12 protein-coding genes are annotated in these 13,245 nt (G+C 73.3%); 10 read left to right on the top strand and 2 right to left on the bottom strand.

All coding sequences use genetic code 11. From position 1 onward, the window contains the following. Positions 1-21: 21 nt before the first annotated feature. Positions 22-1,059 carry an aminotransferase class V-fold PLP-dependent enzyme gene (locus V6U88_RS13950; RefSeq protein ID WP_334453069.1) on the top strand — a complete coding sequence of 346 codons (1,038 nt, stop codon included), beginning with the start codon at positions 22-24 and terminating at the stop codon, positions 1,057-1,059. Positions 1,060-1,132: 73 nt separating this feature from the next. On the opposite strand, the gene V6U88_RS13945 is transcribed toward V6U88_RS13950, so the two are convergent. Together V6U88_RS13945 and V6U88_RS13940 are read right to left on the bottom strand one after the other, a co-directional pair. After that, the gene (locus V6U88_RS13945; protein WP_334453068.1) at positions 1,133-2,533 is read right to left on the bottom strand and encodes an FAD-dependent oxidoreductase; all 1,401 of its coding nucleotides are present in this window, start codon (positions 2,531-2,533) and stop codon (positions 1,133-1,135) included. 321 nt (positions 2,534-2,854) lie between these two features. Continuing rightward, the gene (locus tag V6U88_RS13940; protein ID WP_334453067.1) at positions 2,855-4,027 is read right to left on the bottom strand and encodes an acyl-CoA dehydrogenase family protein; all 1,173 of its coding nucleotides are present in this window, start codon (positions 4,025-4,027) and stop codon (positions 2,855-2,857) included. Positions 4,028-4,112: 85 nt separating this feature from the next. Here V6U88_RS13940 and V6U88_RS13935 point away from each other — a divergent pair, with 85 nt between their 5' ends. From V6U88_RS13935 to V6U88_RS13895, 9 genes are all read left to right on the top strand, one after another. Beyond that, on the top strand, positions 4,113-4,769 hold the full coding sequence (locus V6U88_RS13935) for a TetR/AcrR family transcriptional regulator C-terminal domain-containing protein (protein WP_334453066.1): 657 nt from the start codon (positions 4,113-4,115) through the stop codon (positions 4,767-4,769). Positions 4,770-4,813: 44 nt separating this feature from the next. Beyond that, positions 4,814-6,256 (top strand): aldehyde dehydrogenase family protein, encoded by a 1,443-nt coding sequence (locus V6U88_RS13930; RefSeq protein WP_334453065.1) that lies wholly within the window; start codon positions 4,814-4,816, stop codon positions 6,254-6,256. Further along, positions 6,253-7,329 carry a zinc-binding dehydrogenase gene (locus V6U88_RS13925; RefSeq protein WP_334453064.1) on the top strand — a complete coding sequence of 359 codons (1,077 nt, stop codon included), beginning with the start codon at positions 6,253-6,255 and terminating at the stop codon, positions 7,327-7,329. The genes V6U88_RS13930 and V6U88_RS13925 overlap by 4 nt, the downstream gene beginning before the upstream one ends. Positions 7,330-7,662: 333 nt before the next feature. Next, positions 7,663-8,424 carry an ABC transporter ATP-binding protein gene (locus V6U88_RS13920; RefSeq protein ID WP_334453063.1) on the top strand — a complete coding sequence of 254 codons (762 nt, stop codon included), beginning with the start codon at positions 7,663-7,665 and terminating at the stop codon, positions 8,422-8,424. Continuing rightward, entirely contained in the window at positions 8,411-9,103 is a 693-nt protein-coding gene (locus V6U88_RS13915; RefSeq protein ID WP_334453062.1) for an ABC transporter ATP-binding protein, read from the top strand. The genes V6U88_RS13920 and V6U88_RS13915 overlap by 14 nt, the downstream gene beginning before the upstream one ends. A gap of 46 nt (positions 9,104-9,149) precedes the next feature. After that, on the top strand, positions 9,150-10,406 hold the full coding sequence (locus V6U88_RS13910; protein ID WP_334453060.1) for an ABC transporter substrate-binding protein: 1,257 nt from the start codon (positions 9,150-9,152) through the stop codon (positions 10,404-10,406). After that, the gene (locus V6U88_RS13905; protein ID WP_334453058.1) at positions 10,403-11,284 is read left to right on the top strand and encodes a branched-chain amino acid ABC transporter permease; all 882 of its coding nucleotides are present in this window, start codon (positions 10,403-10,405) and stop codon (positions 11,282-11,284) included. Before V6U88_RS13910 ends, V6U88_RS13905 begins: the two co-directional genes overlap by 4 nt. After that, complete coding sequence (locus V6U88_RS13900; RefSeq protein WP_334453057.1) at positions 11,281-12,297, top strand: branched-chain amino acid ABC transporter permease; 1,017 nt, start codon at positions 11,281-11,283, stop codon at positions 12,295-12,297. Before V6U88_RS13905 ends, V6U88_RS13900 begins: the two co-directional genes overlap by 4 nt. Positions 12,298-12,374: 77 nt before the next feature. Continuing rightward, on the top strand, positions 12,375-12,995 hold the full coding sequence (locus V6U88_RS13895; protein ID WP_334453056.1) for a transcriptional regulator: 621 nt from the start codon (positions 12,375-12,377) through the stop codon (positions 12,993-12,995). Positions 12,996-13,245 lie beyond the last annotated feature (250 nt).

Genomic DNA, 13,245 nt, shown 5'->3' with positions numbered 1-13,245 from the left:
ACCGGGCCTAGCGTCGGTGGCGTGGACATCGAGCAGGCGCAGCAGTTGTGGAAGCCGGAACCCGGCTGGTTGAACACCGCCTCCTACGGGCTCCCGCCCGAGCCGGCCTGGACGGCCTTGCAGGAGGCGCTGGCCGACTGGCGGACCGGGAGCAGCTCCTGGGAGGGCTGGGGGCAGTCGGTGGACCGGGCCCGGGCCGCGTTCGCCGGGCTGATCGGCGTACCGGCCGGGGACGTGGCGGTCGGCGCGGCCGTGTCCCAGCTCCTCGCACCGGTCGCGGCGGCCCTCCCGGCGGGCGCGAACGTGGTGGTCCCCGAGGTCGAGTTCACCTCGAACCTGTTTCCCTGGCTGGCGCAGGAGGAGCGCGGCGTCCGGGTCCGCACCGTGCCGCTGGCGGAGCTGGTCGACGCGATCGACGCCGACACCGATCTGGTCGCGTTCAGCCTGGTGCAGTCCGCCGACGGTGCCGTGGCGGCGTACGACGAGATCGTGGCCGCGGCCCGGGCGCACGGTGCGCTGGTCGCGGTGGACGCGACCCAGGCGTGCGGTTGGCTGCCGTTCGACGGGAGCCGGGCCGACGTGGTGGCGGTGGGCGGGTACAAGTGGCTGATGGGCCCGCGCGGCTGCGCCTACGCCTACCTGGCGCCCGAGCTGCGCGAGCGGCTGCGTCCGGACGCCGCCGGCTGGTACGCGGGCGCCGACCCGCACGCCTCCTACTACGGCCCGCCGCTGCGGCTGGCCGACGACGCCCGCCGGTTCGACATCTCGCCCGCCTGGTTCAGCTGGGTCGGCGCGGCGCCCGCACTGGAGGTGATCGCCGAGATCGGCGTGCCGGCGATCCGGGCGCACGACGTGGCGCTGGCCAACCGGTTCCTGGCCGGGCTGGGCCGGCCGCCGGGGGAGAGCGCCATCGTCGTCGTCGACGTGCCCGACGCCGAGCAGCGGCTGGAGCGGGCCGGAATCCGGGCGGCGGTGCGCGCCGGGCGGGTCCGCGCCTCCTTCCACGTGTACTCCACCGAGGCCGACGTGGACGCCGCCCTGACGGCGCTGACCGGCTGAGCCCGCCCAGGTCACGCGGCGGGCGAGCGTGCGGGTGGGCGGCTCTCACCGCCGCCCACCCGAGCGGCCCGGCTCACCGGGCCGCCAACTCCTCGACCCGAGCCGCCGGCTCCGCGACCCTCGTCATCGGCTCCGGACGGGCCACCTGAGGCGTGCCGCGCCGGCCCGACCAGAGCACCCGGGCGACGATTCCCGGCGCGAAGAGCCCCGGCGGCGGCGTCATCAGGTTCGCGACGCTCAGGAAGCGCCGCCCGACCACGGGGTGCCGCGCGGCGGCGGCGTGCAGCCGGGTGACGTACCCGTTGAGGAAACGGGTCCGGCGACTGCGCGGCCCGACGATCGTGGGATGGCGCAGGTCCGCGCCGACGGCCATGTCCCACGGCACGTCCACCACCTTCGCCGCACCGGCGAAGAAGCGGCGGGGCAGATCCCGCCGGCCCTGCCGGAGGCAGTCGCGCAGCACCATGGCCTCCACCGCGGCCACCGTCATGCCCTGCCCGTACGCCGGGTTGAAGCTGCACATCGCGTCGGCGACCGCGAGGAAACCCTCCGGCAGGCGGGTGAGGTGCTCGTAGCGGCGGCGCACGCTGGTGGGCAGCCGCATCCGCTTGGGCGGGCCGAGCGGCTCCGCCCGGCTCAGCAGCGCGTGCAGCTCCGGGGCGGGCAGCCGCCCGGCGAAGGCCAGGTAGCCCTCCGGGTCGGTGGGCGGTGCCTGGTCCGGGCCGATGCCGAGCAGGGTGACCATCCACCGGTCGCCCTCCGCCGAGATGGCCACCCCGCCGTACGGGGCGGCCGGCGACGGGCTGCTGATGAAGGCGGACCAGTCGGTCTCGCCAGGGATGCGGCGGTAGTCGCGGGAGACGTACACCGTCCGGGGGTCCACCCGGTCCTCGACGGGCGGCTGGTAGCCCAGTTCGGCGAGCCAGGTGGGGCCGCGGTTGCCGCGGCCGGTCGCGTCCACGACCAGGTCGGCGTCGTGGTGCTCCTCCGCGCCACCGCGGGGCAGGATGCGCGCGCCGGTGACGGCGCCACCGTCGGCGAGCAGCCCCACCGCCTCGCACCGGTCCCGGATCTCCACGGTGGGCAGTGCCCGGACCCGGTCCCGGACGTACGCCTCCAGGGCGCGCCGGCTGACGCAGAGCCCCTCCAGCCCCGAGGCGACCCGGGGGATCCGGTGGCCGTCGTTGACCCAGAGGCAGTCCCGCTGGATGTCGATGGCGGCGGCCCCCTGGGCGACGAGGTCGGCGGTCAGACCGGGGAAGAGCTCTTCGAGGACCTGGCGGCCCCGGGCGAGCAGGCCGTGCGAGTGCCCGCTCTGCGGCACGCCCTTGCGGTCGGCGGCCTCCGCCGGCAGCTCGTCGCGATCAAAGACGGTCACCTTCGCGTACGACTCGCTGAGCACCCGCGCGGCGAGCAGGCCGCCGATGCTGCCGCCGAGGACGATCGCCCGCCCGGTCACATTGGTGGTGGACACGGTTGACTCCGTTCATCAAATGGATGTCAACAGTGAGCGGCATGGCACCACCGCGGCGAAAGCGAATTGGCGGACGGCTAGCTGACAGTCGATTTCCCGCCGGCCGTCCCGCCCTTTCCGAACTGCCGGAAGATCGATTCACGGCGTGCGAAATCCCTGCTCAGGACGCATCTCTGGGTATCGCCGACCGGCATGGTGACCGACGTCTCAGTCGTCTACCGGTCACCATTCACCGACGGTCGGCGCACCAAAAGGATGACGGATCGACCTGGCCGATCAGGCACCGGGGGCAGGCCGGAAAAATGAGGAGCCGGCGCGGACTCAGGCCAGGTGGCCGCCGATCTTCGTGTATCCGCGCAGCAGGTCCCGCGAGATGATCAGTCGCTGCATCTCGTCGGTGCCCTCGAAGATGCGGTAGAGCCGCACCTGCCGGTACCAGCGCTCGACCGGTAGTTCCCGGGTGTAGCCCATGCCGCCGTGGATCTGGAGCACCCGGTCCACCACCCGGTTGACCATGCCGGCGCCGTAGAGCTTGCCCATGGAGGAGGCGTGCCGCGGGTCCATGCCCTGGTCGACCGTCCACGCCGAGCGCAGCACCAGCCAGCGGGCCGCCTCCAGTTCGGTCTCCGAGTCGGCGATCATCCACTGGATGGCCTGGTTGGTGCCGATCTTCGCGCCGAAGGTCTCCCGGGTGTTGGCGTAGTCGATGGCCATCTGCAACGCCCGCTCGGCGATGCCGATGGCGTGCGAGGGGATCGTGTAGCGGCCCTTGCCGATCCACTCCATGCCCAGCGTGAAGCCCTGGCCGATCTCGCCGAGGATGTTGCGGTGCGGCACCCGTACCCCGTCGAAGATCAGTGACGCCGGGCCGCCCTCGCCCATGGTCTGGATGAACTCCGAGCGCCAGCCCATCGCCCGGTCCACCAGGAACGCGGTAGCCCCGCCGTTGCGGGCGCCCTTCTCCCGGTCGGTCACCGCGACCACGATGGCGAAGTCGGCGTCGTTGCCGTTGGTGATGAAGGTCTTCTCGCCGTCGAGGATCCAGTCGTCGCCGTCGCGGCGGGCCGACAGCCGGATGTTCGCCGCGTCGGACCCGGCGCCCGGCTCGGTGATGGCGAAGCAGGAGATCCGCTCGCCCTCGATGGTGGGTAGCAGGAACTCCCGCTTCTGCTCCTCGGTGGCGTGGAACAGGATGTTGTCGGCCTCGCCGCCGAAGCGGAACGGCACGAAGCTGCGCCCCAGCTCCGTCCAGATCAGCGACTGCATGACGGCGGGCAGGTCCATCCCGCCGTACTCCTCGGGGGTGGCCAGCCCCCAGAAGCCGAACTTCTTCGCCTTCTGCTGCAGCTCGCGCAGCTCGTCGCGGGTCACGCCGGGCTGGTGGGCGCGCTCGCGGCGCAGCACCTCCTGCTCCAGCGGCATCACCTCCCGGGTGATGAACGACCGGACGGTGTCCCGGATCGCCCGCTCCTCGTCGGTCAGTGAGAAGTCCATGCTGGTCCCTTCCGCCGTCGTGGTGGCCGTCCCGCTTAAACTAGCGGTGTAAGTTTTCTGGCGTCCAGACCTCCGAGGAGTCCGTGTGCCCCGACCCCGGCAGCCCGTGCTCACCCGGGACCGCATCGTCGCCGCGGCCCTGGCCCTGATCGACGCCGACGGGCTGGCCGCCTTCTCCACCCGGCGGCTCGCCGCCGCGCTCGGCGTGCGCGGGCCCTCGCTCTACAACCACTTCGCCAACCGCGAGGCCATCCTGGACGCGGTCGCCGACAGCGTCACCGCCGCCGTGGACATCAGCGCCTTCGCCCGCCACGACTGGCGCGAGGCGCTGCGCCGCTGGGCCTGGTCGTACCGGGCCGCGCTCACCGCGCACCCGAACGTCGTGCCGTACCTGGCCCAGGGCCCCGGGCGGCGGCCGGCCGCGCTGGCCATGGCCGACGCGGTCTACGGGGCGCTGGTCAAGGCCGGCTGGCCGCCGGCGCGCGCCACCCACGTCGGGGCGGCGATGCGGTACTTCGTGGCCGGGTCGGCGCTCGGCTCGTTCGCCCGCGGCTTCGTCGAGGATCCCGAGCTGTACGCCGCGCACTACCCGCACCTGGGTCAGGCGCACCGGCTCGCCGAGCACCAGCGCAGCGTGGACGAGGGCGCTTTCGCCCTCGGCCTGGACGCGCTGCTGCACGGCCTGGCCGACGAGCACCGGCGCGTCGTCGCCGCGGTGGAACCACCCGGGGCGAACGGGTAGCGTCAAAACTCCCAGCGCTAGTTTCCTCACCCCCGAAGGACGACATGGATCTCGCCGCCGCGCCCACCGCGCTCCTGGTCCGCCGTCACCTCTACCTCGGCGGCGCCTGGGTCGACCCGTCCGGCAGCGCGCCGATCGCCGTCGAGAGCCCGGCCACCGGGGAGCTCGTCGGGCAGGTGCCCGCCGGTACCCCGGCCGACGTCGACCGGGCCGTCGCCGCCGCCCGGGCCGCCTTCCCCGGCTGGGCCGCCACCGCGCCGGCCGAGCGCGCCGCCCACCTCGACCGGCTGCACGCCGCGCTCACCGCCCGCGCCGACGACATCGCCCGGACCGTCGCGCTCGAACTCGGCACCCCGCTCAAGCTGGCCGCCCGGGTGCAGACCGGCCTGCCGCTGACCGTGCTGCGCGACTGCGTCGAGCTGGCCGCCCGGCCGCCCGCCGAGGAGACCATCGGCAACTCGCTCGTCGTGCGCGAGCCGGTCGGCGTGGTCGGCGCGATCACCCCGTGGAACTACCCGCTGCACCAGGTCGTCGCCAAGCTGGCGCCCGCCCTGGCCGCCGGCTGCACGGTGGTGCTCAAGCCCAGCGAGCTGACCCCGCTGACGGCGTACCTGCTCTTCGACGCGGTCGCCGAGGCCGGGCTGCCCGCCGGTGTGGTCAACCTGGTCCCCGGCACCGGGCCGGTGGTCGGCGAGGCCCTGGCCGCCCACCCCGACGTCGACATGGTCTCCTTCACCGGGTCCACCGCCACCGGCCGCCGGATCGCCCACCTCGCCGCCGACCGGATCGCCCGGGTCGCCCTGGAACTCGGCGGCAAGTCGGCCAACCTGATCCTCGCCGACGCCGACCTGGCCACCGCCGTCAAGGTCGGGGTGGGCAACGCGCTGCTCAACTCCGGGCAGACCTGCACCGCCTGGACCCGGATGCTGGTCCACCGCGACCGGTACGACGAGGCGCTGGAGCTGGCGGCGCGGGCCGTCGCGGCGTACCGGCCGGGGGACCCGTTCGACCCGGCCACCCGGCTCGGCCCGCTGGTCTCCGCCGCCCAGGCCGAGCGGGTCCGCGGCCACGTCGACCGGGGACTCGCCGACGGGGCGCGCCTCGTCGCCGGTGGCCCGGACGCCCCGCTGCCGCCCCGGGGGCACTTCGTCGCCCCGACCGTCCTGGCCGACGTGCACCCCGACAGCGCGCTCGCCCAGGAGGAGGTCTTCGGCCCGGTGCTCGCCGTGCTCCCGTTCGGCGACGACGACGAGGCCGTCGCCATCGCCAACAACTCCCGGTACGGGCTGGCCGGCGCGGTCTGGTCCGCCGACGCCGACCGGGCACTGGCGGTCGCCCGGCGGCTGCGTACCGGCCAGGTGGACGTCAACGGCGGCGCGTTCAACCCGCTCGCCCCGTTCGGCGGCTACAAGCAGTCCGGCCTCGGCCGGGAGCTGGGCCCGTACGGCATCGACGAGTTCCGCGAGATCAAGGCGATCCAGCGATGAGGGCGCTGGTCGCCCGCGCGCCCGGCGCGCCGCTGCGCGTCGAGGAGGTACGCCTGCCGGGGCCCGGCCCCGGTGAGCTGCGGGTGCGGATCCGCGCCGCCGGTGTCTGCCACTCCGACCTGTCCATGGTCAACGGCACCCTCGCGCCCGCGTACCCGCTCGTGCTGGGGCACGAGGCGGCCGGCGTGGTGGTCGAGGCCGGCCTCGACGCCCGGGTGCCGGTCGGCACGCAGGTGGTGCTGAACTGGGCGCCGGCCTGCCGGCGGTGCTGGCACTGCCGGCACGACGAGCCCTGGCTCTGCGCGGCCAACACCGCCCCCGCCGTGCCGCGCGGCGAGACCGCCGACGGCGTCCCGCTGCACGTCACGCTCGGGCTCGGCGCGTTCGCCGAGGAGGTGGTGGTGCCGGAGGCCGCCGTCGTCGCGGTCCCCGGCGACCTGCCGCCCGAGCGGGCCGCCCTGCTCGGCTGCGCCGTGCTCACCGGCACCGGCGCGGTCCGCAACACCGCCCGCGTCGCCGCCGGCCAGTCGGTCGCGGTGATCGGCCTCGGCGGGGTCGGCCTGTCGGTGCTCACCGCCGCCCGGGCCGCCGGGGCCACCCCGATCGTCGCCGTCGACGTGGCCGAGGCCAAGCGGGAGCTGGCCCGCGCCGCCGGAGCCACGCACTTCCTCCCGCCCGACGACCGCCTGTCGAAGGAGATCCGGGCGCTCACCGAGGGGCGCGGCGTCGACCACGCCTTCGAGTGCGTGGGACGGGCAGCCACCATCCGGACGGCCTGGCGGCTCACCCGGCGCGGGGGAGCGGTCACCGTGGTCGGCATGGGCGGCAAGGACGACCTGGTCAGCCTCTCCGCGCTCGACATCTTCCACTCGGCCCGGACGCTGCGCTCCTCGGTGTACGGCTCGTCCGACCCCGACCGGGAGGTGCCCGGCCTGGCCCGCGAGGTCGGCGACGGCACGCTCGACCTGACTCCGCTGATCAGCGGACTGATCACCCTCGACGAGGCGCCGGAGGCGTTCGACCGGCTCGCCCGCGGCGAGGGCGCCCGCTGGGTGGTCACCTTTCCCGACTGACGGTTGATGGGCGAGGTCGGGCCATGGTCTCGATCGCCCCGACCCGGTGACTCCGGGCGGAGGCATGGCCGGCCGCGCCAGCCCCGCCCCCACCGGTCAGGTGGCCGGGCCACATGGGAGCGGTCTCGCCGGGCATCCGCTCACCCCTGTCGATCCCTTCCGGCCCGCTCCCGACCGACGCTCATGTCGGCCGACCCCGCGCCGGGCGGCCGGAAAGTGTGGGGAACCGACATGGCTGCACTCCGGCCGTTCCCCGTAGGTTTCCTCCACGCGACGGCCCTGTGACCTCGGTCACCGACCCGGTCGTCGCAGTGACCTGCGGAGGATGAGGCGATGGCCGGGCAAGCGCTCCTGTCGGCGCGCGGGCTGACCCGTGACTTCCGGGGCTTTCGCGCGGTCGACCACGTCGACCTCGACATCGCACCGGAGAGCGTGCACGCGCTCGTCGGCCCCAACGGCGCCGGCAAGACCACCCTGTTCAACCTGCTCACCGGCTTCCTGCCGCCGACCGACGGCCGGATCGAGCTCGACGGCCGGGACGTCACCGGGCTGCCCCCGGAACAGGTGGCCCGGCTCGGGGTGGCCCGCTCGTTCCAGATCACCAGCCTCTTCCCGCAGCTGTCCGCCCGCGAGCACGTGGAGTTGGCGTTGCAGAGCCCCAGCGGGCTCGGCTGGCGGTTCTGGCGCTCCGCGAAGCTGATGGGCCGCTACCGGGAGCGGGCCGACGAGCTGCTGGACATGGTCGGGCTCGGCGCGCTGGCCGAGGCCCCGGCCGAGGCGCTGGCGTACGGGCGCAAGCGCGCCCTGGAGCTGGCCATCGCCCTCGCCCTGGACCCGAAGGTGCTGCTGCTCGACGAGCCGACCGCCGGGATGGGGCTGGAGGACGTCGACCGCACGGTGGACCTGATCGCCCGGGTCCGGGCCGGCCGGACCGTGGTGATGGTCGAGCACAACATGAGCGTCGTCGGCCGGCTCGCCGACACCGTCACCGTCCTGCAGGCCGGCACGGTGCTGGTCGAGGGCCCCTACGAGCAGGTCCGCGCCGACGAGCGGGTCATCACCGCCTACCTGGGAGCCGCTGATGCTGCGCATTGACACCCTCTCCGCCTTCTACGGCGAGGCGCAGGTGCTGCGGGAGGTGAGCCTGGAGGTGGCCGCCGGTGAGGTGGTCACCCTGGTCGGGCGCAACGGCGCCGGCAAGTCCACCCTGCTGCGCTGCGTGATGGGGCTGCACCCCGGCCAGCGCGGCACCGTCGAGCTGGACGGGCGGGACATCAGCCGGCTGCCGGCGTACAAGCGGGCGCGGCTCGGGCTGGGCTGGGTGCCCGACGACCGCGGCGCGTACGCCACCCTCAGCGTCACCGAGAACCTGACCCTGCCGCCCCGGGTCGGCCCGGACCCGTGGCCGCTGGAGCGGGTGTACGAGGCGTTCCCCGCCCTGTACACCCGGCGCGACTCGGCCGCCACCATGCTCTCCGGCGGCGAGCAGCAGATGCTCGCCCTGGCCCGGGTGCTGCGGATGGGCGCCCGGCTGCTGCTCTGCGACGAGCCCACCGAGGGGCTGTCGCCGCTGCTCGTGCAGCAGGTCGGCGACCTGCTGCGGGAGGCCAAGAAGCACGGGGTGACCGTGCTGCTGGTCGAGCAGAACCTGCACTTCGCCACCGGCGTCGCCGACCGGCACTACCTGCTGGCCGAGGGACGCGTCGTGGAGGCGATGGCCAACTCCGAGGTGCGCTCGCGGGAGCGCGAGCTGCTGGCGTACCTCGGGATCTGAATCATTTCGACGGCTGACCCGCGCGGTACCCGCGCGGATGAAAGGGATGGACATGCGTAGGAGCGTGGGTGTGGCCGCCGCGTCGGCGGCGGTGCTGCTGGCCGCGGGTTGCGGCGGCGGTGGGCCGCAGTCCGGCGGCGACCAGAAGCTGACCGGCGACAAGATCGTGCTGGGCGTGCTCAACGACCAGTCCGGGGCCTACTCGGAGCTGTCCGGGAAGAACTCGGTCAAGGCCGTGGAGATGGCCATCGCCGACTTCAAGGCCAAGCACGGCGACAAGGCGGTGACCACCGACATCACCGTCGAGACCGCCGACCACCAGAACAAGCCGGACGTGGCCAACGCCAAGGCGCAGGAGATGTACGACCGCAAGGGCGTCGACCTGATCCTCGACGTGCCGACCTCCTCGGCCGCGCTGAAGGTCGCCGACGTGGCGAAGGAGAAGAAGAAGCTCTACTTCAACATCGGCGCGGCGACCACCGACCTGACCGGCAAGAGCTGCAACAAGTACACGTTCCACTACGCGTACGACACCTACATGCTGGCCAACGGCACCGGCAAGACCACCACCGAGCAGGTCGGCAAGAACTGGTACATCCTCTACCCGAACTACGCCTTCGGTCAGGACATGGAGAAGAGCTTCTCCACCGCCATCACCGCCGCCGGCGGCACCGTGGTCGGCAAGGACGGCGCGCCGTTCCCGAACACCACCGGCGACTACTCCACCTTCCTGCTCAAGGCGCCGACGCTGACGCCCAAGCCGCAGGTGCTCGGCACCATGCAGGCCGGCGCCGAGCTGGTCAACGTGGTCAAGCAGTACAACGAGTTCAAGCTGCGGGACAAGGGCGTCGGGCTGGCGGTCGGCCTGATGTTCATCACCGACATCCACTCGCTGACCCCGGCCGCGCTCGCCGGCACCACCTACACCGACGCCTGGTACTGGAACTTCGACCAGCAGAACCGGGAGTTCGCCGACCGGTTCCAGAAGGAGACCGGCACCCGCCCGTCGTTCGCGCACGCGGCCAACTACTCCGCCGCCACCCAGTACCTGGAGGCCGTGCAGGCCGCCGGCACCGACGAGGCGGACACCGTGGTCAAGGGGCTGGAGGGCAAGGAGGTCAACGACGTCTTCCTGCGCAACGGCAAGATCCGCGCCGAGGACCACCGGGTCATCCACGACGCGTACCTGGCCCAGGTGAAGCCGCAGGCCGAGGTCGCCGAGCCCTGGGACTACGTGAAGGTCCTCAAGACCATCCCCGCCGCCGAGGCGTTCCGCGCCCCGTCCCCGGACTGCAAGCTGTGACCGGTTTCCTCCAGAACACGTTCAACGGGTTGGTGAGCGGGGCGTTCTACGCCCTGCTCGCCCTCGGGCTCGCGGTCATCTTCGGCATGCTCCGGGTGGTGAACTTCGCCCACGGGGCGTTCTACATGCTCGGCGCCTTCGGCGCGTACGTGCTGCTGGCCGAGGCGGGCGTGCCGTTCTGGGCGGCCCTGGTGATCATGCCGGTGTCGCTCGCCGTGGTGGGCATGATCCTGGAACGGGCCGTCATCCACCGGCTCACCCGGCTCGACCCGCTCTACAACTTCCTGCTCACCTTCGGCCTGACGCTCATCCTCCAGGACCTGGTGAAGACCCGCTACGGCGTGCAGTCCAGCCCGTACGCCACCCCGGACGAGCTCAGCGGCTCGGTCGACTTCGGACTCTTCGACTTCCCTGCGTACCGGGTCTTCATCCTCGGCTTCGCGGTGCTGCTCTGCGTCGCGGTGTGGTGGGTGCTCACCCGTACCCGGATCGGCATGGTGGTCCGGGCGTCGACCGAGCGACCGGAGCTGACCCGAGCGTTCGGCATCGACGTCGGGCGGTGGGTGACCCCGGTCTTCGGCTTCGGCATCGGCCTGGCCGGGCTCGCCGGGGTGCTCGCCGCACCGATGCGGGCGGTGAACCCGCTGATGGGCGCCGACCTGATCATCGTGGTCTTCGCGGTGGTGGTGATCGGCGGCCTCGGCTCGATCTTCGGCTCGGTCGCCGCCGGCTTCGGCATCGGTCTGGTGCAGGCGTGGGGCGAGGCGTACCTGTCCGAGTTCCCCATCGTGTCCCAGACGATCGTCTTCGTCGTGATGGCCGCCGTGCTGCTCTGGCGGCCGGCCGGGCTGTTCGGCCGTGAGGAGGCACCGGCATGACCAGCACCGTCGACACCCCGGCCGACGCGAACCGGCCGGCCCCGCCGTCCGGGCTCCTCGCCGTCGCCCGCGCACCCGGCTGGGTCCGGTACGCGCTGCTCGCCGCCGGCCTGCTCGCCGCGCTCTGGCTGCCCAACGGGCTCTACCCGGCGGTGGCCGTGGACATCCTCTGCTGGGCGCTCTTCGCCGTCTCGGTGGACCTGCTGCTCGGCTTCACCGGGCTGATGTCCTTCGGGCACGCGGCGTTCTGGGGCACCTCGGCGTACCTCACCGGCCTGGTCGCCATCCACGCCGGCCTGCCGTTCCCGGTCGCCGTGCTGGCCGGGGCGCTCGGCGCGGCGGCGCTCGCGCTGCCCATCGGCTACCTGGCGGTGAAGCGGACCGGCATCTACTTCGCCATGGTCACGCTGGCCTTCGCCCAGATGGTCTACTACGTGGCCAACGAGTGGCGCTCGGTCACCAAGGGCGAGAACGGCCTGCAGGGCGTGCCCCGGTCGCTGTTCGGCCTCGACCTGACCGACGACTACTACTTCTACTACGCGATCCTGCCGATCGTGCTGCTCGGGCTGGCCGCCGCCTGGCGGATCACGCACTCGCCGTTCGGCCGGGTGCTGGTCGGCATCCGCGACAACCCGGCCCGCGCGCGGGCGCTGGGCTACCCGGTGCACCGCTACAAGCTGACCGCGTTCGTGCTCTCCGGCTTCATCGCCGGTCTCGGCGGCGGGCTCTTCGCGGTCGGGCACCGGTTCGTCTCCCTCGACGTGCTGCACTGGACCACCTCCGGCAAGGCGGTCATCGTCGTCGTGCTCGGCGGCATCGGCACGCTGTGGGGCGGGGTACTCGGCGCGGCGGTCGTCGTCCGGCTGGAGGACTGGCTGTCGTTCTCCGGGTTCGAGGCGATCGGCCTGGTGACCGGCGGCATCTTCGTCCTCGTGGTGCTGCTGTTCCGCCGCGGGCTGTGGGGCACCGTCGCCGCCCTGGCGTTGCGCTGGATGGCCGCCCGGCGCAGATAAGTCCCGCGACGGCGCATCCGAACCGCGCCGTCCCAGCGAACCCCCTGGTAGTGACCGCACACCCGGGGGTACGTCTGGTGCTGACCGAACCGATGCCGGCCGACGCCGTCGAGGCGGCCCGCAAGCGGCTCGCCGTGGCCGCCGAGGACCTCGACGCCAACCAGGTCGCCGCGCTGGTACTCGACCTGGCCGCCGAGGCCGGCGTGGCGGCGGTCTGGGAGCGGGTCTGCGTACTCGGGAGCCTGCGGGGGCACAGCGCCACGGAGATCGCGATCGAACACGCGCTCTCCGAGGGCGTCCGGATCGGCCTGGACGTGTACCGCCGGGACCGCGGGCGCCCCCTGCCACCGGACGGGGTGCTGCTGGCCGGGGCGGAGCATGAGGCGCACTGCCTCGGGCTGCACGCCCTCGCCGCCGCGCTGCGCGAGCAGGGCCGGGGCTGCCTGCTGCTCGGGCCCGCGCTGCCCTGGGCCGCGCTGGCCTCCGCCGTGGCGCGGGCCCGCCCGCACACCGTCCTGGTCTGGTCGCAGACCCCGCTCACCGGCCGCGCGTACCGCCTGGTCCGCTTCGGCCGCGACGTTCCCGGGGTACGCCTCTTCGGCGCGGGACCGGGCTGGATCGAGCCCTTCCCGCCCCCGTCCATCCGCCTCACCACCTTCTCCGCCGCCCTAACCGCCTGCACCACCCCCCACCCGTAACCCGCCCTCTACCGCGCCCGCCCCCTCGCTGCGGTGATCATGAAGTTAGCGGCGGCGTGGATCTCCCCCACTGCCGCTAACTTCATGATCGCCGGTGTGTGGGTGGGGGTGGATATGCCGCTGGCCAGCACCCCGCTCGGGGGTGCCGGCCAGCGTGTTGTTCAGTGCGTCAGTTGTTCCAGTGCTTGGCGACGAGGTCGGCGGCCTGCTGCTCCCACTGGGCGTAGTGGAAGGGGTAGGCCGAGACCTG

The organism is Micromonospora sp. CPCC 205739 (assembly GCF_036906795.1).
GTDB lineage: Bacteria > Actinomycetota > Actinomycetes > Mycobacteriales > Micromonosporaceae > Micromonospora.
The sequence above is the reverse complement of the archived record's forward strand: the minus strand, read 5'-3'. Positions and strand labels throughout refer to the sequence as shown.